General features: G+C 69.6%; 20 protein-coding genes. 16 read left to right on the top strand and 4 right to left on the bottom strand.

The window, feature by feature from the left end; all coding sequences use genetic code 11:
• The first annotated feature begins 9 nt into the window (after positions 1 to 9).
• The 4 genes from ACFWV8_RS20130 (at position 10) to prcA (ending at position 2,453) form a co-directional block, all read left to right on the top strand.
• A complete protein-coding gene (locus tag ACFWV8_RS20130) occupies positions 10 to 228 on the top strand; it encodes a ubiquitin-like protein Pup (protein WP_329389636.1) in 219 nt (72 codons plus the stop codon).
• Positions 229 to 556: 328 nt separating this feature from the next.
• Positions 557 to 829, top strand: a complete 273-nt coding sequence (locus ACFWV8_RS20125) for an endonuclease VII domain-containing protein (protein WP_384203770.1) — start codon at positions 557 to 559, stop codon at positions 827 to 829.
• Positions 781 to 1,626: a proteasome subunit beta gene (prcB, locus tag ACFWV8_RS20120; RefSeq protein WP_384203711.1), complete on the top strand. Its 846-nt coding sequence runs from the start codon at positions 781 to 783 to the stop codon at positions 1,624 to 1,626. The genes ACFWV8_RS20125 and prcB overlap by 49 nt, the downstream gene beginning before the upstream one ends.
• Before the next feature lie 53 nt (positions 1,627 to 1,679).
• Positions 1,680 to 2,453 carry a proteasome subunit alpha gene (prcA, locus tag ACFWV8_RS20115; protein ID WP_329389642.1) on the top strand — a complete coding sequence of 258 codons (774 nt, stop codon included), beginning with the start codon at positions 1,680 to 1,682 and terminating at the stop codon, positions 2,451 to 2,453.
• A 93-nt stretch (positions 2,454 to 2,546) separates the two neighbouring features.
• Here prcA and ACFWV8_RS20110 read toward each other — a convergent pair whose 3' ends face one another.
• Positions 2,547 to 3,599, bottom strand: coding sequence for a LacI family DNA-binding transcriptional regulator (locus tag ACFWV8_RS20110; protein WP_384203708.1), 1,053 nt, complete (start codon positions 3,597 to 3,599; stop codon positions 2,547 to 2,549).
• Between the two features lie 136 nt (positions 3,600 to 3,735).
• Between ACFWV8_RS20110 and ACFWV8_RS20105 the strand changes: the two genes are divergently transcribed.
• The 12 genes from ACFWV8_RS20105 (at position 3,736) to ACFWV8_RS20050 (ending at position 15,351) form a co-directional block, all read left to right on the top strand.
• Positions 3,736 to 5,007: an MFS transporter gene (locus ACFWV8_RS20105; protein ID WP_384203705.1), complete on the top strand. Its 1,272-nt coding sequence runs from the start codon at positions 3,736 to 3,738 to the stop codon at positions 5,005 to 5,007.
• Positions 5,008 to 5,016: 9 nt separating this feature from the next.
• Positions 5,017 to 6,378 (top strand): Pup--protein ligase, encoded by a 1,362-nt coding sequence (pafA, locus tag ACFWV8_RS20100; protein WP_329389648.1) that lies wholly within the window; start codon positions 5,017 to 5,019, stop codon positions 6,376 to 6,378.
• Between the two features lie 125 nt (positions 6,379 to 6,503).
• Positions 6,504 to 7,439, top strand: a complete 936-nt coding sequence (locus ACFWV8_RS20095) for an FKBP-type peptidyl-prolyl cis-trans isomerase (protein ID WP_384203703.1) — start codon at positions 6,504 to 6,506, stop codon at positions 7,437 to 7,439.
• A 43-nt stretch (positions 7,440 to 7,482) separates the two neighbouring features.
• Entirely contained in the window at positions 7,483 to 7,857 is a 375-nt protein-coding gene (locus tag ACFWV8_RS20090) for an FKBP-type peptidyl-prolyl cis-trans isomerase (RefSeq protein ID WP_384203700.1), read from the top strand.
• A 196-nt stretch (positions 7,858 to 8,053) separates the two neighbouring features.
• Positions 8,054 to 9,010 carry a helix-turn-helix transcriptional regulator gene (locus tag ACFWV8_RS20085; RefSeq protein WP_384203697.1) on the top strand — a complete coding sequence of 319 codons (957 nt, stop codon included), beginning with the start codon at positions 8,054 to 8,056 and terminating at the stop codon, positions 9,008 to 9,010.
• Positions 9,011 to 9,028: 18 nt separating this feature from the next.
• Positions 9,029 to 9,997, top strand: coding sequence for a helix-turn-helix transcriptional regulator (locus ACFWV8_RS20080; protein ID WP_384203694.1), 969 nt, complete (start codon positions 9,029 to 9,031; stop codon positions 9,995 to 9,997).
• A gap of 23 nt (positions 9,998 to 10,020) precedes the next feature.
• A complete protein-coding gene (locus ACFWV8_RS20075) occupies positions 10,021 to 10,287 on the top strand; it encodes a hypothetical protein (protein WP_384203691.1) in 267 nt (88 codons plus the stop codon).
• A gap of 17 nt (positions 10,288 to 10,304) precedes the next feature.
• Positions 10,305 to 10,502 (top strand): hypothetical protein, encoded by a 198-nt coding sequence (locus ACFWV8_RS20070; RefSeq protein WP_384203689.1) that lies wholly within the window; start codon positions 10,305 to 10,307, stop codon positions 10,500 to 10,502.
• 206 nt (positions 10,503 to 10,708) lie between these two features.
• The gene (gene tatA / locus ACFWV8_RS20065) at positions 10,709 to 11,002 is read left to right on the top strand and encodes a Sec-independent protein translocase subunit TatA (protein ID WP_384203686.1); all 294 of its coding nucleotides are present in this window, start codon (positions 10,709 to 10,711) and stop codon (positions 11,000 to 11,002) included.
• A gap of 112 nt (positions 11,003 to 11,114) precedes the next feature.
• The gene (gene tatC / locus ACFWV8_RS20060) at positions 11,115 to 12,008 is read left to right on the top strand and encodes a twin-arginine translocase subunit TatC (protein WP_384203683.1); all 894 of its coding nucleotides are present in this window, start codon (positions 11,115 to 11,117) and stop codon (positions 12,006 to 12,008) included.
• A gap of 89 nt (positions 12,009 to 12,097) precedes the next feature.
• Positions 12,098 to 14,926 (top strand): DEAD/DEAH box helicase, encoded by a 2,829-nt coding sequence (locus ACFWV8_RS20055; RefSeq protein WP_384203767.1) that lies wholly within the window; start codon positions 12,098 to 12,100, stop codon positions 14,924 to 14,926.
• A 143-nt stretch (positions 14,927 to 15,069) separates the two neighbouring features.
• A complete protein-coding gene (locus tag ACFWV8_RS20050; RefSeq protein WP_384203681.1) occupies positions 15,070 to 15,351 on the top strand; it encodes a DUF6355 family natural product biosynthesis protein in 282 nt (93 codons plus the stop codon).
• Between the two features lie 46 nt (positions 15,352 to 15,397).
• Here the strand turns inward: ACFWV8_RS20050 and ACFWV8_RS20045 are convergent, their stop codons facing one another.
• The 3 genes from ACFWV8_RS20045 to ACFWV8_RS20035 all read right to left on the bottom strand — a co-directional run bounded on the left by ACFWV8_RS20045 (position 15,398) and on the right by ACFWV8_RS20035 (position 18,285).
• The gene (locus ACFWV8_RS20045) at positions 15,398 to 16,357 is read right to left on the bottom strand and encodes an ADP-ribosylglycohydrolase family protein (RefSeq protein ID WP_384203678.1); all 960 of its coding nucleotides are present in this window, start codon (positions 16,355 to 16,357) and stop codon (positions 15,398 to 15,400) included.
• A gap of 53 nt (positions 16,358 to 16,410) precedes the next feature.
• Complete coding sequence (locus ACFWV8_RS20040; protein ID WP_384203675.1) at positions 16,411 to 17,256, bottom strand: siderophore-interacting protein; 846 nt, start codon at positions 17,254 to 17,256, stop codon at positions 16,411 to 16,413.
• Positions 17,257 to 17,379: 123 nt separating this feature from the next.
• Positions 17,380 to 18,285, bottom strand: coding sequence for a 5'-3' exonuclease H3TH domain-containing protein (locus ACFWV8_RS20035; protein WP_384203764.1), 906 nt, complete (start codon positions 18,283 to 18,285; stop codon positions 17,380 to 17,382).
• Between the last annotated feature and the right edge of the window lie 115 nt (positions 18,286 to 18,400).

Genomic DNA, 18,400 nt, shown 5'->3' with positions numbered 1-18,400 from the left:
GTGAGGGATATGGCGACCAAGGACACCGACGGCGGGCAGCAGAAGGCGACGCGCTCCACCGAGGACGTCGAGGAGACGACCGAGGACGCACAGCAGTCCGAGGACCTCAAGGAACGCCAGGAAAAACTGTCGGACGACGTGGACTCCGTGCTGGACGAGATCGACGACGTCTTGGAAGAGAACGCGGAGGACTTCGTGAGGTCCTTCGTGCAAAAGGGCGGTGAGTAGTTAGCGGATGTCCGAGTCGATCACCGAGAAACGGTGCTCAACCTGCCGGACGATGCTTCCTGTCAGCGCATTCGCGTCCAACAAGTCTCGGCCTGATGGGCTCCAGACAAACTGTCGCGAATGCGCTGCGGGATATCACCGCCGTCGTCAGGAGGCACGAGGCAGGACGGTCAGGGCGAAGGTGCCTGTCCCACGTGGGTACAAGCGTTGCCCACAGTGCGGCGAGGCCAAGGCCTACTCGGAGTGGGAGCTCAACCCAACTTCGTCGGACGGCTACGCGAGCTACTGCAAGCCCTGCCGGGCCACTCGGAATCGACAGGCCTACTTCATGCGGAAGTACGGCATCACCATGGTGGAGCGCGACGAGATGATCTCGTCGCAGATGGGTATCTGCGTCATCTGTCTCTCCGCTCCCGCCGCGCATGTGGATCACTGCCATGAGACGGGTAGGGTCCGAGGCGTACTGTGCTTCAACTGCAATTCGGCCATTGGCAAGTTGGGGGACGATCCCGACACCCTGCGCCGGGCCACCGCATACCTGGAGGGAAACGCGTGGAAGCCAACACTCGTAGCACCGGGCGTCTACCAGCTGCCTTCCTGACGCCCGGGTCGGCCTCGTTCATGGACTTCCTGTCCGTCCACTCGCCGGAGATCCTGCCGGGCAACCGGGTGCTGCCGCCCGTCCAGGGCGCGATCGAGGCGCCGCACGGGACGACGATCGTCGCCGTCACCTTCGAGGGCGGCGTGATTCTCGCCGGTGACCGGCGGGCCACCATGGGCAACATGATCGCCCAGCGCGACATCGAGAAGGTCTTCCCGGCCGACGAGTACTCGGCCGTGGGTATCGCGGGTACGGCGGGTCTGGCCGTGGAGATGGTCAAGCTCTTCCAGCTGGAGCTGGAGCACTTCGAGAAGGTCGAAGGCGCGCAGCTCTCGTTCGAGGGCAAGGCCAACCGGCTCTCCACCATGATCCGCAGCAATCTCGCCATGGCCATGCAGGGTCTGGCCGTCGTTCCGCTCTTCGTCGGCTGGGACGTCGACCGGGGCAAGGGCCGTATCTTCTCGTACGACGTCACCGGTGGCCGTTCCGAGGAGCAGGGGTACGCGGCCACCGGGTCGGGTTCGCTCTTCGCGCGCGGTGCGATGAAGAAGCTCTTCCGTGAGGGGCTGACGGAGGAGCAGGCCATCACTCTCGTCATCCAGGCGCTCTACGACGCGGCGGACGACGACTCGGCCACCGGTGGCCCGGACGTGGCCCGCAAGATCTATCCCCTTGTCAACATCATGAGTGACGAGGGTTTCCGCAGGGTCACCGAGGAGGAGTCCTCCCGGGTCGCCCGTTCCATCATCGAGCGCCGGCTGGAACAGCCCGACGGCCCGCGCGCCGAGCTGCTCTGACGCCTGGCCTCTTCTGATAAGACATGTCACTGACAGGAAGGGACGGATAGCCGGTGTCGACGCCGTTCTATGTCTCACCCCAGCAGGCCATGGCCGACCGGGCGGAGTACGCCCGCAAGGGCATCGCCCGCGGTCGCAGCCTGGTTGTGCTGCAGTACGCCGACGGCATTGTCTTCGTCGGTGAGAACCCGTCCCGCGCGCTGCACAAGTTCAGCGAGATCTATGACCGGATCGGTTTCGCCGCCGCCGGTAAGTACAACGAGTACGAGAATCTGCGCATCGGTGGTGTCCGCTACGCGGATCTGCGCGGGTATACCTACGACCGTGACGATGTGACGGCCCGTGGGCTCGCGAACGTCTACGCGCAGACGCTCGGCACGATCTTCTCCAGCGCCGGTGAGAAGCCGTACGAGGTGGAGCTGGTTGTCGCCGAGGTGGGTCCGACGGCCGACGGGGACCAGATCTACCGGCTGCCGCACGACGGATCGATCGTCGACGAGCACGGCTCGGTGGCTGTGGGCGGTAACTCCGAGCAGATCAGTACTTTCCTGGACCAGCAGCACCGTGACGGGATGACGCTCGCGGAGGTGCTGAAGCTGGCTGTGCAGGCCCTGTCCCGTGACACGAACGGGGGCGAGCGGGAGATTCCCGCCGAGCGGCTGGAGGTGGCGGTCCTGGACCGTACCCGGCCGCAGCAGCGCAAGTTCAAGCGCGTCGTGGGGCGTCAGCTCGCGCGTCTGCTGGAGGCGGACGGCGCGGCGTCCACGCCGACGGACGCTCCCTCGGACACCGAGGAGACGGAAGGGTCCGGCGAGTCCGACGAGTGAGTGACGCGAGTCCTCCGGTGCCCCGTACCGCCCGTGCGGTCCGGGGCACCGGTCTGTCCGGGCATCTTCCGCGTGGCCGCCGGTCCGTCTGTCTCAGGCCGGTGGGGGCGCTGTCGAGCCGCGGGTCACCAGGGATACGGGCAGGACGGTGTTCTCGGGTTCGCGTCCGTCGAGGATGGCCAGCAGTGCCGACATCCCGTGCTCGCCGACCCGTTCGGCGGGCAGCCGTACGGTGGTGAGTTCGGGTTCCAGCGCGGTCGCGAGCCCGGAGTCGTCGAAGCCGGTGACGGAGATGTCGTCCGGCACTCGCAGGCCGAGTTTCCGGGCGGCTTTGACGGCGCCGGCCGCCAGCACGTCGCTGTCGCAGATCAGTGCCGTGGCGCGGGGCCCTGGGCCACGCAGGGCCTGTTGGGCCGCTTCTCGCGCGGCGTGCACTTCCAGGGCCGAGGGCATGGTGTGTACGACTGCCCCCGGCACGCCTCGTACGGCCTCGGCGAGGGTGTCGGCGCGCACGGTGAAGGTCCAGGACGTCACGGCCGAGGCCAGGTGGACGATCCTGCGGTGGCCCTGTCCCAGGAGGTGGCCGGTCACCTGGCGCATGGCGTCCGCGATGTCGAGGTTCACGTGCGCGGCGGCGCCGGATCCGGCGGGGTCGCTGTCGAGCATCACGAGCGGCAGGTCGGTGCCCCGGATCGCGGCGAGCGCGTCGGTGGCCATGGAGGAGGCGATCACGCCGTCGAGTGCCGCCCGTGCGGAGGCGAACGGGTCTCTGGCGGGTCCGACGCCCTCCGGTGAGGGATAGAGGACCACCCCGAATCCGTGTTCGGCGGCGACCGAGGCGGCGCCTGTGTAGACGCGGGCGAAGAACTCGTGGGTGAGTGCCGGGACGACCAGGAGCGCGGTCCTGGTCCGGCCGAGGCGGAGGCTGCGGGCGGCGAGGTTGGGCCGGTAGCCCAGCTCGCGCGCCGTGTCGCGGACGAGTCCGGCGGTGCGTTCGGAGACCCGGCCGGTCCACTTGTCGCCGAGCACGAGGGAGACCGTCGCCTGCGACACCCCGGCGGCACGCGCCACGTCCCTGCTGGTCGGTCTCGCGGATCTCGCGGCGGTGCCGGGCGCGGAGCGGTCGGTACGGGGCGGCTCTGTCATGGGTGTCGTCCTCCGCGGTGACTGCTGCGGCCCGAAAGCCGGTGGACCCGCGGGCTCCGGACATGGTACGTATGAGCCCGCACGTTATACGTAAAACTTGCCGTGCCGGGCGAACCGGGGGACAGAAGGGGGAGCCATGGCCACCGGCTATGTGGAGATTCTCAGGGCACCGCACGCGGCACGGCTGCTCGCGGGCACGCTCGTCGGGCGGCTGCCGAGCGCCACAGGCCATATCGCGATCGTCCTGTTCACCCGCGACGCGGGCGGCAGCTACACCCTCGCGGGCATCCTGGCGGCCGTCTACGGGCTGTCCACCGCGATCGGCCAGCCGCTGCTCGGCCGGGCCGTGGACCTGGTCGGCCAGCCGCGGGTCCAGCTCCCCGCGGCCCTCGTCTCCGCCATCGGCATGGTGTTCCTCGCCGCCAACGGCATCGACCCGCTGCCCCTCGCCTACGCGGCGGTGGTCGTCGCGGGCTTCTTCACGCCGCCGCTCGAAGGCGGCCTGCGGGCCCTGTGGCCCAGCGTGCTCGGCAGGGAGGACCGGGTGCACCGGGCGTACGCCATGGACGCCGTGGCGCAGGAGGTGATGTTCACGGCCGGACCGCTTTTCGTCACCCTCCTCGTGGCCCTCTGGTCCCCGGGCGCCGCCCTTCTGGTCATCAACGCCATAGGCGTCGTCGGCGCGCTCACGGTCGTGCTCTCCGAACCCTCCCGCGCCTGGCGCTCGGCGCCCCGCGAGGCGCACTGGCTCGGCGCCCTGCGCTCACCCGGGCTTCTCGCGCTTCTCGCCGCCTTCCTCTTCGTCGGCCTGGCACTGGGTTCCATCACCGTCGCCGGCGTCGCGTACGCGGACGACCGGGGCCGCGAGTCGGTGTACGGGTGGCTGATGGCCGCTCTCGGTCTCGGGGCGCTGGTGGGCGGTCTCGCGTACGGGGCCAGGCAGTGGACCGGCACCCCCGAGCGCCGGCTGCTGGGGATCACCGCGCTGCTCGCCGCCGGCTATCTCCCACTGATGCTCACTCCCGGCGTCGTGGCCATGACTGGGCTCGCCGCGCTCGCCGGGGTCTTCCTGGCGCCCGCGCTGGCCTGTGCCTTCATCGTGGTGGACCGGCACGCCCCGCGCGGCACCGTCACGGAGGCGTTCTCCTGGCTCGTGACGACCTTCGGCGTGGGCGCCGCCTTCGGTACGGGAGTGGCCGGCCCGGTCGTCGAACTCGCCGGTACGTCGGAGAGCTTCGGCGTCGCGGGGGCGGGCGGTTGCGCCGCGCTGCTGGTTCTGCTGGCCACCCGGAAGGTCCTGGGGGCTCCCCGCGAGGACGCCGCGTCCGGCCCCATCGGGGAAGCCGGTCTCGAAAATGATCGCAACGGTGCGGCCCAACACGGTTTCAGCTCAGGCCATCAGGCGTAATGTTCAGACATGGACCGCCGCATTTTCGGGCTGGAGAACGAGTACGGCGTCACGTGCACCTTCAGGGGACAGCGCCGGCTGTCCCCTGACGAAGTGGCGCGCTACCTCTTCCGCCGTGTTGTGTCATGGGGCCGCAGCAGCAACGTCTTCCTGCGGAACGGTGCCCGCCTCTACCTCGACGTGGGTTCGCATCCGGAATACGCGACACCCGAATGCGACAACGTGACCGAACTGGTCACGCACGACAAGGCGGGCGAGCGCATTCTCGAAGGCCTGCTCGTCGACGCCGAACGCCGCCTGCACGAGGAGGGAATCGCGGGCGACGTCTATCTGTTCAAGAACAACACCGATTCGGCGGGAAACTCCTACGGCTGCCACGAGAATTATCTCGTCGCCCGCCACGGGGAATTCTCCCGGCTCGCGGACATCCTCATCCCGTTCCTCGTCACCCGGCAGCTGCTGTGCGGCGCCGGCAAGGTGCTGCAGACCCCGCGTGGCGCGGTCTACTGCGTCAGTCAGCGCGCCGAGCACATCTGGGAGGGTGTCAGCTCCGCCACCACCCGCTCCCGGCCGATCATCAACACCCGTGACGAACCGCACGCCGACGCGGAGCGCTACCGCCGGCTGCATGTCATCGTCGGCGACTCGAACATGTCCGAGACGACCATGCTCCTCAAGGTCGGCGCCACGGATCTCGTGCTGCGCATGATCGAGGCGGGCACGGTCATGCGTGACCTCACCCTGGAGAACCCGATCCGGGCGATCCGCGAGGTCAGCCACGACATCACCGGCCAGCGCAAGGTGCGCCTGGCCAGCGGGCGCGAGGCGTCCGCCATCGAGGTCCAGCGGGAGTACTACGAGAAGGCCGTGGACTTCGTCGACCGCCGGGGCATCCGCACCGGCACCGTGGAGCAGGTCCTGGAGCTCTGGGGCCGGGCGCTCGACGCGATCGAGGCCGAGGATCTGGACCGGATCGGCACCGAGATCGACTGGGTCATGAAGTACAAGCTCATCGAGCGCTACCGGGCCAAGCACAACATGACCATGTCCCACCCCCGGGTCGCCCAGATAGACCTCGCCTACCACGACATCCACCGCCGTCGCGGGCTCTACTACCTCCTGGAGAAGCGCGGCCAGGCGGCCCGGATCTGCAACGACATGAAGATCTTCGAGGGCAAGTCCGTGCCCCCGCAGACCACCCGGGCACGGCTGCGCGGAGACTTCATCCGCCGGGCCCAGGAACAGCGGCGGGACTTCACCGTCGACTGGGTCCATCTCAAGCTCAACGACCAGGCGCAGCGCACCGTGCTGTGCAAGGACCCGTTCCGATCCGTGGACGACCGGGTGGAAAAGCTGATCGCCGGTATGTGACAGTTCGATCACCTGTTCCGGCCGTCCGGAACGCGACTCGGGCCCCGTACGTTTCTCGTGCGGGGCCCTTGCCACGCCCTAGAGTGTCGAGGAACTTAACCTTCCGTCTGAGATCTGAGGAATTCGTGCGCCGACTTGCCGGCCTCATCGTCATCCCCCTCCTGCTGCTGTCCACAGCGGCCTGCGGTGACGACGGAGGCTCCGACTCCACCTCGTCCAAGAACGGGCTTCCCGAGATCACAGCGGGTGCCAAGTTCGGTGAGAAGCCGACTCTCGGGAAGGGTGAGGGGACCCCGCCGAAGGAGCTGCAGACCGACGTCATCAGTGAGGGTGACGGCGAGAAGCTCAAGAAGGGTGACGCGATCCAGGTCAATTACCTGGGCCAGTCCTGGGACTCGACCAAGCCCTTCGACAACAGCTTCGACCGCGAGGCCCCCTTCGACCTGACGCTCGGCGCCGGCATGGTCATCCAGGGCTGGGACAAGGGCCTGGAGGGCCAGCGGGTCGGCAGCCGGGTCGCGCTCGGCATTCCGCCGGAGCTCGGTTACGGGGCGCAGGGCCAGGGTGACATCAAGCCCAACTCCACCCTCGTCTTCGTTGTCGACATCCTGAAGGCGACGCAGGTCCCGACCACCGCCAAGGGCACCGAGGTCGCGCAGGACGACGCCGATCTGCCCAAGGTCGGGGTGAACGCAGACGGCAAGGCCCCCACGGTCAAGATCCCGAAGGTGGACCCGCCGGCCAAGCTCGTCTCCAACTACGTGCTGGAGAGCAAGGGCGAGGTCGTCAAGGACACCGACTCGGTCGTGCTGAACTACGAGGCGCTGCTGTGGAAGGACGCCAAGACCTTCGACAGCACGTACAAGAACGGCAAGACCGTCACGTTCCCGCTGCCGCAGCTCACCCTCAAGGGGCTGAAGGACGGCGTCGTGGGCAAGAAGGTCGGCAGCCGGGTGCTGGTCGTGATCCCGCCGGCGGAGGCGTTCGGTGACAAGGAGCAGCAGGGCATCCCCAAGAACTCCACTCTGGTGTTCGCCGTGGACATCCTGGCGAAGGTGTAAGACTGTCCCGGTTGCCCCGTTCATCATTTAGAGGAGCAGTTCAGTGAGCATCGAGAAGCCCGAGATCGACTTCCCGGGTGGCGAGCCGCCGGCCGACCTGGAGATCAAGGACATCTGGGAGGGCGATGGTGCCGTGGCCAAGGCGGGCGACACCGTCTCCGTCCACTACGTGGGCGTGGCCTTCTCCACCGGTGAGGAGTTCGACGCCTCCTGGAACCGCGGTGCGCCGCTGTCGTTCCAGCTCGGTCTCGGACAGGTCATCTCCGGCTGGGACCAGGGTGTCCAGGGCATGAGGGTCGGCGGGCGCCGTCAGCTGACGATTCCCTCGCACCTGGCGTACGGCGAGCGTGGCGCGGGCGGCGGTGCCATCGCCCCCGGCGAGACGCTGATCTTCGTCTGCGATCTCGTCTCCGTCTGACCGGTGTCTGTGGCCGGCGTCGCTGATCGACGCGGCCGATCGGCGTTGTCGGCGGAATGACGCACCTGTCCGATCACATACGGACACACCGAGGGCCCATGCTGTCCGGCGTGGGCCCTCGGCTTTTGCCGCGGGACCGCCGGGCGGTACGGTCGACGCGCGGATCCGGCACTATCAAATGAGGTGTAGGGCGTCGATGGCCATTGCCAAGGCCGAGCGGTTGATGAATCTCGCGCTGTGCCTGCTCGGCACCCGGCGCCCGCTCAGCAAGCGCGAGTTGCGCGAGTCCATCGAGGCATATCTGGAAGCCGGCTCCGACGACTCCTTCAACCGGATGTTCGAGCGGGACAAGGACGATCTGCGCGAACTCGGCCTGGTCATCGAGACCGTGGAGAATCTGGACGGCGAGACCGGTTATCTCGCCCGCCGCGACAGCAACCGGCTCCCCGCGATCACGCTGGACGCCGAGGAGGCCGCCGCGCTCGGTCTCGCCGCCAAGGTGTGGCAGCAGGCCCGGCTCGCGGGCGCGGCCAGTGGCGCGCTCCAGAAGCTGCGGGCCGCGGGCATGCCGGAGGCGGAGGATTCGTACGAGGCGCACCACAGCGCCCTGGAGCCGCGCATTCCCGTTCATGAGGCCGCGTTCGAGCCTCTGATGCTCGCCTGCCGCGATCGCAGGCCCGTGGTCTTCGACTATCGCAAGGCCAACGCCGCGAGGCCCGAGCAGCGCCAGGTCGAGCCGTGGACCCTGGAGTGCTGGCGGGGCCACTGGTATCTGGCCGGCTGGGACCGGGAGCGCCGGGCTGAGCGGGTCTTCCGGCTCTCGCGGATCACCGGCCGGGTCCGCTCCAGGGCGGGGGAGTTCACCGCTCCCGTACCCGACGTGGTCACCGTGCGCGAGACCGTGGAGACCTGGGCGGGTGAGACGGCGACGCGCTCGGCGCTGATCCGGCTCCGTTCCGAGAGCGGATATCCGCTGCGCGCGAGGGCGGTGTCGTCGCGTGAACTGGGCGACGGCTGGGACGAGTTGGAGATTCCGTACGGTCACGGCCTGGACGCCTGGCTGGTGGAGTTCGGGCCCGACGTGGTCGTGCTGGAGCCCGCGGATCTGCGGGCCGACGTCGTGGACCGGCTGCGCGCCGTGGCCAAGGGCTGAGGGGACTTCGTACACACCATGGCAGCCAACGCCATCGACCAGACCCGCCGGATGCTCTCGCTGGTGACCTATCTGCGCGAGCGCCCGGGGGCGCACGTCCAGGACGTCGCGCGCGCCTTCGGGATCACCGAGGACGAGCTGATCTCGGACCTCGACGTGCTGCCCATGTGCGGGACGAGTTTCCGCGGTGGTGACCTGCTCGACATCGACACCGACGGCGACCGCATCTGGTGGCACAACCCGGACGACGTCGCCGAGCCGCTGCGGCTCGCCGCGGACGAGGCCACCGCGCTGCTGGTGGCCGCCCGCGCCGTCGCCACCCTGCCGGGGCTGCGGGAGAGCGACCGGCAGGCGCTGCTGCGGGCCACCGCCAAGCTGGAGGCCGCCGCCGGGGAGGTGGCGGGTGCCAGCTCCCGGCTCTCGGTCACCTTCGAGTCCGAGGGCGGTGTCTTCGCGGATGTGGACCGGGCCATCTCCGAGCGGCGTCGGCTCTGGCTGCGTTACTACTCCCCGGCGCGCGACGAGCTGACCGAGCGTGAGGTCGACCCGATCAGGCTGTTCGCCGTGGGCCACACGTACATGGAGGCCTGGTGCCGGCTCTCCGAGGCGCGGCGTACGTTCCGGCTCGACCGGGTCGCCGAGATCAGGCTGCTCGACGAGCCGGCCGCGCCGCCGGAGCTGGAGCTGCGTGATCTCTCCGAGGGGTTGGTGCAGCCGGCGGCCGAGGATCCCGAAGTGGTGGTCGAGGTCGGGCCCGGCGGGCGCTGGGTCGCCGAGTACTACCCGCACGACAGCGCGGAGGAACTGCCCGACGGGGGCTTGCGGATCACGCTGCGTACGCCCGCGCCGGCCTCGCTGCGCCGGCTCGCGCTGCGTCTCGGCAGGGACGGCCGTATCACCTCCCCGCCGGATCTCGCGGAGAGCGCGCGGCTGGCGGCGGGCGAGGCGCTGGCGGCGTACGAAGCCGACGACTACCGACGCAACTAGGGGATTTGGGGAAAATGTCCGTGATGGGTGGTTTCTCGGCGCCTGCGTCCATGGTGCCGGCGTCCATGGTGCCGGTCCTCTTCCAGGCTGCCTGCCCCGAGTGCCGGGCCCGCTTCGAGCTCTCGGCCGGCGCGCTGCGGCTCGCGATCGGCGCCAGCCGCCGTACGACCTTCTACTCCTTCACCTGCCCCGAGTGCGAGACGGCGGTGCGCAAACCCGCCGGTGAACGCATCGTCGAACTGCTCATGGGCGGCGGCGTCCGGACGCTGCGCCTGCATTCGACTCTCTAGGGAAAAGGCTTCCTCGCGTGTTCTGGCCCATGCTCGCCATCGCCCTCGGATTCTGCGGACTCACCGTGCTCGGTGTCCTCGCGGTCCGTGTCTTCGTCGAGGCCCAGCGCCTCGGCCACCAGGTCGCCTCCACCACGCGGCGGATCAACCAGGCGGCCGAGGAGCTGGAGCTGGCCGCTACCCATCTCGCCAAGACCGGCGATGCCATCCGATAAATGAATGCACCCTCCCTCCATCACCAGTTCGGGCGGTAGGGTGACGAAGCGGTCTCGGACTGGAGGCGGGGGCCGTCGTAGGGAGTACGCACAGGCATTGCCCAGCGTTTACCCCTGCGGGTTACGATCGCTGCCAGCACGGTGGTCAGACAACTGTCCGGCTGTCGTCCAAGACTCCTGTCGCCTCGGTGAAGAAGGTAATCGCTATGGGTAGGCTCGGCCCCACCGAGATCATCCTCATTCTTGTCGTCATCATCCTGCTCTTCGGCGCCAAGAAGCTTCCCGACATGGCCCGTTCGCTCGGCAAGTCGGCGCGCATCCTCAAGAGTGAGGCGAAGGCGATGAAGACCGACGACAACAAGAGCGGCACCGTTCCGACGGACCCGCCGACCGCCTCCGCCGAGCCGGACCAGCCCGCGCCCCGGACGATCCAGGCCGCGCCCGGCGATGTCACGAGCTCGCGCCCCGTCGCCGAGCCGACCGACTCGACCAAGCGCTGATCCGACCCCTGGGCCGATGCACGCACCGGGCACGGTGACGGCCTTCCGCACGAGATGAGGACGTGGGTTGCCCAAGTCTGCCCGCACAGAAGAGAAGGATCCCGAGGGGCGCATGCCGCTCGTGGAGCATCTTCGTGAGCTGCGCAACCGGCTGTCGAAAGGGATCCTCGCGATCGTCGTGGTGACGATCGTGGCGGTGTTCTACAGCGAGCAGATCATGTCGTTCCTCTCGGAGTCGGTCCCCAAGTGTGAGAACGGGCTCCAGGAGAGCGACGGCGGCAACTGTGCCGTCGTCTCCTTCAACACCCTCACCTCGCCGTTCACCACGACGATCCGGGTCAGCCTCACCGCCGGCATCATCGTGTCCAGCCCGGTCTGGCTCTACCAGCTGTGGGCGTTCATCGCCCCGGGCCTGCACAAGAACGAGAAGAAGTACACGTACGCGTTCGTCGCGAGCGCGGTGCCGCTCTTCACGGCCGGTGCCTACCTGGCCTACATCATCCTGCCGATCAGCGTGAAGGTGCTCATCAGCCTCACGCCGGAGGGCTCGTCCAACATCCTCTCGCTCGACGAGGTCCTCGACTTCACCACCCGTATGGTGCTGGTCTTCGGTCTCGCCTTCGAGCTGCCACTGGTGCTGGTCATGCTCAACATGACCGGCATGGTGACCGGCCGCCGGATGGCCGGCTGGTGGCGCGGTGTCGTCATGGGCGTCTTCGTCTTCGGCGCGGTGATCACCCCGACGACCGACCCCGTGGGCATGCTCGCGCTGGCCGGTCCCATCGTCGTCCTCTACTTCGGCGCGGTCGGCTTCTCGCTCGTCAACGACCGGCGCAGGCGCCGCAAGAACCCGGACGCGGATCTGGACGACGACGAGGCGTCGGATCTGGACCACACTCCTGAGAGCGTCGGCGACGTCGAACCGGTCTCGTCCGTGGCCGCACTGCCCGAGCAGGCGGACAGCGGCCGTAACGCCCGGGTGAACGGCTACGACGACATCACCTGACCTGGGCCGGCGACCGCCGGTGGGCCGTGGTACCTCGCCCGTAAAGATCGCGCTGACTGTCAGAGGTGGCGGGTAGGCTCGTGAGCAAGATGACAGAGGACCTCACACCGGCCGAGCGGTACGCCGCAGCTCGGATCCGGGCAGCCGAGCAGGCCACCGCACTCGCGCCGTTCCGCGAGATGTACGACTTCGGCCTCGATCCGTTCCAGATTGAGGCATGCCAGGCGCTGGAGTCCGGCAAGGGCGTCCTGGTCGCCGCGCCCACGGGCTCCGGCAAGACCATCGTCGGCGAGTTCGCCGTGCACCTGGCCCTCGCCGAGGGCCGTAAGTGCTTCTACACCACACCCATCAAGGCGCTGTCCAACCAGAAGTACGCGGACCTGGTGAAACGCTACGGCGCGGACAAGGTCGGGCTGCTCACCGGCGACAACAGCGTCAATTCCGACGCCCCGGTGGTTGTCATGACCACCGAGGTCCTGCGCAACATGCTCTACGCGGGCTCCCAGTCGCTGACCGGGCTCGGCTATGTGGTGATGGACGAGGTGCACTACCTCTCCGACCGCTTCCGGGGCGCCGTCTGGGAAGAGGTGATCATCCACCTCCCCGAGTCCGTGACGCTGGTGTCACTGTCGGCGACGGTCTCCAACGCCGAGGAGTTCGGTGACTGGCTGGACACCGTCCGCGGCAGCACCGAGGTGATCGTCTCCGAGCACCGCCCCGTGCCGCTGTGGCAGCACGTCTTCGCGGGCCGCCGGATGTACGACCTCTTCGAGGAGAGCACCGACCACGGCGGCCGGGGCGGCGCCCGCCGCGAGGTCAACCCCGACCTCGTCCGGCTGGCCCGGATGGAGAACCAGAAGACGTACAACCCCCGTGAGCGCCGTCGCGGCAAGATGGTCCGGGAGGCGGACCGAGAGCGCGAGCGTCGGCAGCGGAGCCGGATCTGGACGCCGGGCAGGCCCGAGGTCATCGAGCGGCTCGACGCCGAGGACCTGCTGCCCGCCATCACGTTCATCTTCAGCCGGGCCGGCTGCGAGGCCGCCGTACAGCAGTGTCTGCACGCCGGGCTGCGGCTGAACGACGACAGCAGGCGCGCACGGGTCCGCGAGATTGTGGAGGAGCGCACCGCGTCCATCCCCACCGAGGACCTGCATGTGCTGGGGTACTACGAGTGGCTGGAGGGCCTGGAGCGCGGCATCGCCGCCCACCACGCCGGCATGCTGCCCACCTTCAAGGAAGTCGTCGAGGAGCTGTTCGTACGCGGTTTGGTCAAGGCCGTGTTCGCCACGGAGACCCTGGCGCTCGGCATCAACATGCCCGCCAGGTCCGTCGTCCTGGAGAAGCTCGTCAAGTGGAACGGCGAGCAGCACGCCGACATCACACCCGGCGAGTACACCCAGCTGACCGGGCGCGCCGGGCGCCGTGGCATCGATGTCGAGGGCCACGCGGTGGTCCTCTGGCAGCGCGGCATGGACCCGGGCGCGCTCGCCGGTCTCGCGGGCACGCGCACGTATCCGCTGCGCTCCAGCTTCCGGCCGTCGTACAACATGGCGGTCAATCTGGTGCAGCAGTTCGGCCGTCACCGCTCGCGCGAGCTGCTGGAGACGTCGTTCGCGCAGTTCCAGGCGGACAAGTCGGTGGTGGGGATCTCCCGTCAGGTCCAGCGGAACGAAGAGGGGATGGAGGGCTACCGGGAGGGCATGACCTGCCACCTGGGGAACTTCGAGGAGTACGCGCGGCTGCGCCGCGACCTCAAGGACCGCGAGACGGAGCTGGCCAAGCAGGGTGCCGTGCAGCGGCGGGCCGCCGCCGCCTCCTCGCTGGAGAAGCTCAAGCCCGGTGATGTCATCCATGTCCCGACCGGCAAGTTCGCCGGGCTCGCGCTGGTGCTCGACCCCGGGCTGTCGGCCGGGCGGGCCAATGGACACCGGGGCATGGAGTATCACGACGGCCCGAGGCCGCTCGTCCTGACCGCCGAGCGGCAGGTCAAGCGGCTCGCGTCGATGGACTTCCCGGTGCCGGTCGAGCCGTTGGAGCGGATGCGGATCCCCAAGAGCTTCAACCAGCGCTCGCCGCAGTCGCGTCGGGATCTGGCGTCCGCGCTGCGCACGAAGGCCGGTCATATCGTGCCGGAGCGGCACCGCAAGGGGCGGGCGGCGGCAGCCGACGACCGCGAGATCTCGCGGCTGCGCTCGGAGTTGCGCGCGCACCCGTGCCACGGCTGCGACGAGCGCGAGGACCACGCGCGCTGGGCCGAGCGCTACCACCGGCTGCAGCGGGACACCCGGCAGCTGGAGCGGCGGATCGAGGGCCGGACGAACACCATCGCCCGCACCTTCGACCGTATCGTCGCCCTCCTCACGGAGATGGACTATCTGCGCGGCGACGAGGTCACGGGCAACGGCAAGCGGCTCGCGCGGCTCTACGGCGAACTGGACCTGCTGGCCAGCGAATGTCTGCGCGAAGGCGTCTGGGAGGGGCTCTCCCCGGCCGAACTGGCCGCGTGCGTCTCGGCGTTGGTCTTCGAGGCGCGCCAGTCGGACGACGCGGTGGCGCCCCGGCTGCCCACTGGCGCGGCGAAGGCCGCGCTCGGCGAGATGGTCCGTATCTGGGGCCGGCTCGACGCTCTGGAGGAGGACTTCAAGATCAACCAGGCGGAGGGCGTCGGCCAGCGCGAGCCCGACCTCGGCTTCGCCTGGGCCGTGCACATGTGGGCGTCGGGCAAGGGACTCGACGAGGTGCTGCGGGACGCCGAGATGCCGGCGGGTGACTTCGTCCGCTGGTGCAAGCAGGTGATCGACGTCCTCGGGCAGATCGCCGCGGCGGCGCCCCGCGAGAACAGCACGGTCGCGAAGAACGCGCGCAAGGCGGTCGACGCGGTGCTGCGCGGGGTCGTGGCGTACAGCTCGGTGGGGTGACGGCGGCCCGAGTCGCCCGATTCAGTGACCTGTTGGGCTCTTACGGGTGAATCAGGAAATCACTCAGGGTAGTTGATGGCATGCTCTCTGTGCGCACCGATCACCGGTGCCCGGGTTCCACGTCCTCAACAAGGAGCAGCCGCATGCGCGTTCGTCAGTCCCTCCCCGCCCTCGTCGGCGCCGTCGCCATGGTCCTGGGAATGTCCACCGCGGCGACGGCGGCCCCGTCCGCCGCGACGCCCTGTGGGTACTACGCGTCGTCCAGCGACTCGTACTACAACCACTGCACGAATGACGGCTCGCGCGTCGTCATCGAGGTCGAGGTCTCGGGCTGGAACTACGAGCAGTGTGTGGGTCCGGGCGTCACGTGGCTCGGCTCCACCAGCAAGGTGAGCGACGCGTGGTATGTGGGACGCACCTGCTGACCCTTTTTCGCGGAAGGGCCCGGACACCGAGTGTCCGGGCCCTTCGTCATGCGGCCAACCGCCGTGCGAGCGCGGTCAGTTCGGGCGTACGCAGCACACGGTCGCCGAATCCGGGCAGGGGCACATGGAGCGGTTCGGTCCAGCGGCGGGGGATCGCGGCGAAGCCGTAGGCGGCGCCGGCGAGCGCGCCGGTGACCGCCGCGACCGTGTCCGTGTCCCCGCCCAGGTCGATCGCCGCGGCGAGGGAGGTCTCGAACGAGTCGGTGGTCCGCAGCGCCCAGAGGGCCGAGCCCAGACACGGCCACACCGCGCCGTTGAACTCCGTGGCGTCGTCCGGGTGCCAGCCGGGATCGAGCACCGTCGCCCAGCGCGGGCGGTGGTCCTCGCGTACATCCCGGAGAGCGCCGGGCACGGCGGCCACCGGGTCACCGCCGTCCAGCGCCACCCGGATCAGCTCGTGCAGCACGGCCGTGCCCTCCCACGCCGCCGCGTCACCGTGGGTGAGCGCCGCGATCCTGCGGGCGGCCGACATGGTGGCCTCGCGGCCGGCGGCGGCGAAGTGCACGGCGGGGGTGGCCGCGCGCATCAACGAGCCGTTGCCGGCGGCCCGTCCGGAGCGCTGGAAGTGGAGTGGAGCGGCGAGGTCCCAGGGATCGCCGCTCGTTAGGACCTGTTCCGTCTGGAGTCCGATGTCCTTGGGGTCGGCCGCGGCCCAGCGCCTGAACCGGTCGAAGATGTCGGGCAGTTCGAGGCCGCCGCGCTCCAGCAGCGACTCGCCGATGAGGACCGCCATCTGCGTGTCGTCGGTCGCCTCGCCCGGCTCCCAGCCGCCGCCACCGCACATCTCGCCCACGCCGTCCGGGAAGCGGGCGGCGAAGACGCCGGCGGGGCCGAACTCGAAGGGCGCTCCGAGCGCGTCGCCGACGGCGGAGCCGACGACCGCTCCGCGTGCGCGGTCGGCGCGCGCGGTTCTGTCCGAGGGGGCCGGGTGGTCCGGTGGGGTCATCCGGCCAGGATAGGGAGGCCGGACGCCGTCCGGCGATCGAGGGGAGTCCGGCGTCAGGCCGTCGGGTTCTCCTGCTCGCGCTCCACCTGCTCGTTCCATTCGCGCTTGACCGCCCGCCATGCCTCGTCGTTCTGGCCCAGCCGCCAGTAGCCCGAGATCGACAGCCGCTCGCGCGGGATCTGCCGGTCGTGCCGCAGATGACGGCGGAGCTCCTTCACGAAACCGGCCTCGCCGTGCACGAAGGCGTGCACGTCACCGGCGGGGAACTCCAGCGCCCGTACCGCGGCGACCAGCGCCTCGCCGACCGGGCGGCCCCCGCGGCGCAGCCAGACGATCTCCGCGCCGGCGGGAGCGGCGATCTTCTGCTCCTCCTCGGGGGCCTCGATCTCGACGAAGACCTTGATCCTGGCGCCCTCGGGAGCCTGCTCGACCGACGCGGCGATCGCGGGCAGCGCGCTCTCGTCACCGACGAACAGATGCCAGTCGGCGGCCGGGTCGGGGGCGTACGACCCGCCGGGGCCCAGGAACCGCACCGTCTCGCCGGGCTTCGCGGCGGCGGCCCAGGGCCCCGCCAGGCCCTCGTCGCCGTGCACCACGAAGTCGATCGTGATCTCCCCGGCGGCCGGATTCCACTCGCGCACCGTGTACGTACGGGTGGTGGGCCACTGTTCGCGCGGGAAGCCCTCGCGGATCCGGTCCATGTCGAACGGCTCGGGATAGCTGACACCCTCGGCGGCGAACAGCAGCTTGACGTAGTGGTCGGTGAATCCGCCGGACCGGAGCCCGGCGGGTCCCTCGCCGCCGAGGACCAGGCGCACCATGTGCGGCGTGATGCGCTGGGTGCGTATGACCCGCGCCTCCTGGACCTTCGGTGACCTGCGGGCCGGCTCTGCTGCCACGGCGTCTCCCTCGACTCGTGCGGTGCTTAGGTATGCCTAAGTTAACACCACGCCGTCGGCCCGCGCGCGATATGTGCGTACCGATGTGTGAACCGATACGCGTCCCCGGTGTGACTCGCGCCGTCACTTCCCCAGCGTGGTGAGCAGCCGGTGCATGGCGTTGTTCAGACCCCACCGCGCGGCCAGCGCCTCCACCAGCTCCGGGTCGAGCGGCTCGGAGGGCAGCGCCGGGTCGAAGTCCGGCAGCGGGACGTCCCCGGCGACCCGCACCACCTTGGGCGCGACCGCCACATAGGCCCTGGCCTCGTCCAGCCGCTTGCGCTGCGAGGGCGTGAGCCCGGACCGCGGGTCGTCCACCGCCGCCATGATCCCCGCCAGATCGCCGTACGCGTCGAGCAGCTTGGCCGCCGTCTTCTCGCCGATCCCGGGCACGCCCGGCAGCCCGTCGCTCGGGTCGCCGCGCAGCAGCGCCAGATCGACATAGCCGGGCCCGTCGACCCCGTACTTCTCGCGCAGCCATGCCTCGTCCGTCACCTGGAGCGAGCCGACCCCCTTCAGGGGATACAGCACCCGCACCTGGCGGGCGTCGTCCACGAGCTGGTACAGGTCGCGGTCGCCGGTGATCACATCCACCGGGCCGGTGGCGCGGCCGGTGAGGGTGCCGATCACGTCGTCCGCCTCGTAACCCGCCACGCCGACCCGGGCGATCCCCAGCGCGTCGAGCACCGCCTCGATGATCGGCACCTGCGGGGCGAGCGTGTCCGGGGTCTCCTCCTCGTCCGGCCCCTCCGGCCGCTCCACCGCCACGCGATGCGCCTTGTACGACGGGATCAGCTCCACTCGCCACCGCGGCCGCCAGTCGTTGTCCCAGCAGGCCACGAGGTCGTCCGGGTGGTGGTCCTGGACGAGCCGGGCGATGAAGTCGAGCAGGCCCCGGACCGCGTTGACGGGCGTGCCGTCAGGGGCACGCACCGAGTCGGGGACCCCGAAATAGGCCCGGAAGTAGAGGGAGGCGGTGTCGAGGAGCATCAGGCGTCGCGTCACACCCCGATGATGCCGCATCCCACTGACAGTGGCCGGACGGTGGACGGGTCCCGCCGGCCACTGGCGCCCGTACCGGTCTGACCTGCGCGGCAGCGCGCCG

Origin of the sequence: Streptomyces sp. NPDC058665 (assembly GCF_042714995.1) — a bacterium.
GTDB lineage: Bacteria > Actinomycetota > Actinomycetes > Streptomycetales > Streptomycetaceae > Streptomyces.
Note: the sequence above shows the minus strand (reverse complement) of the source record. Positions and strands in the feature narration are given on the sequence as shown.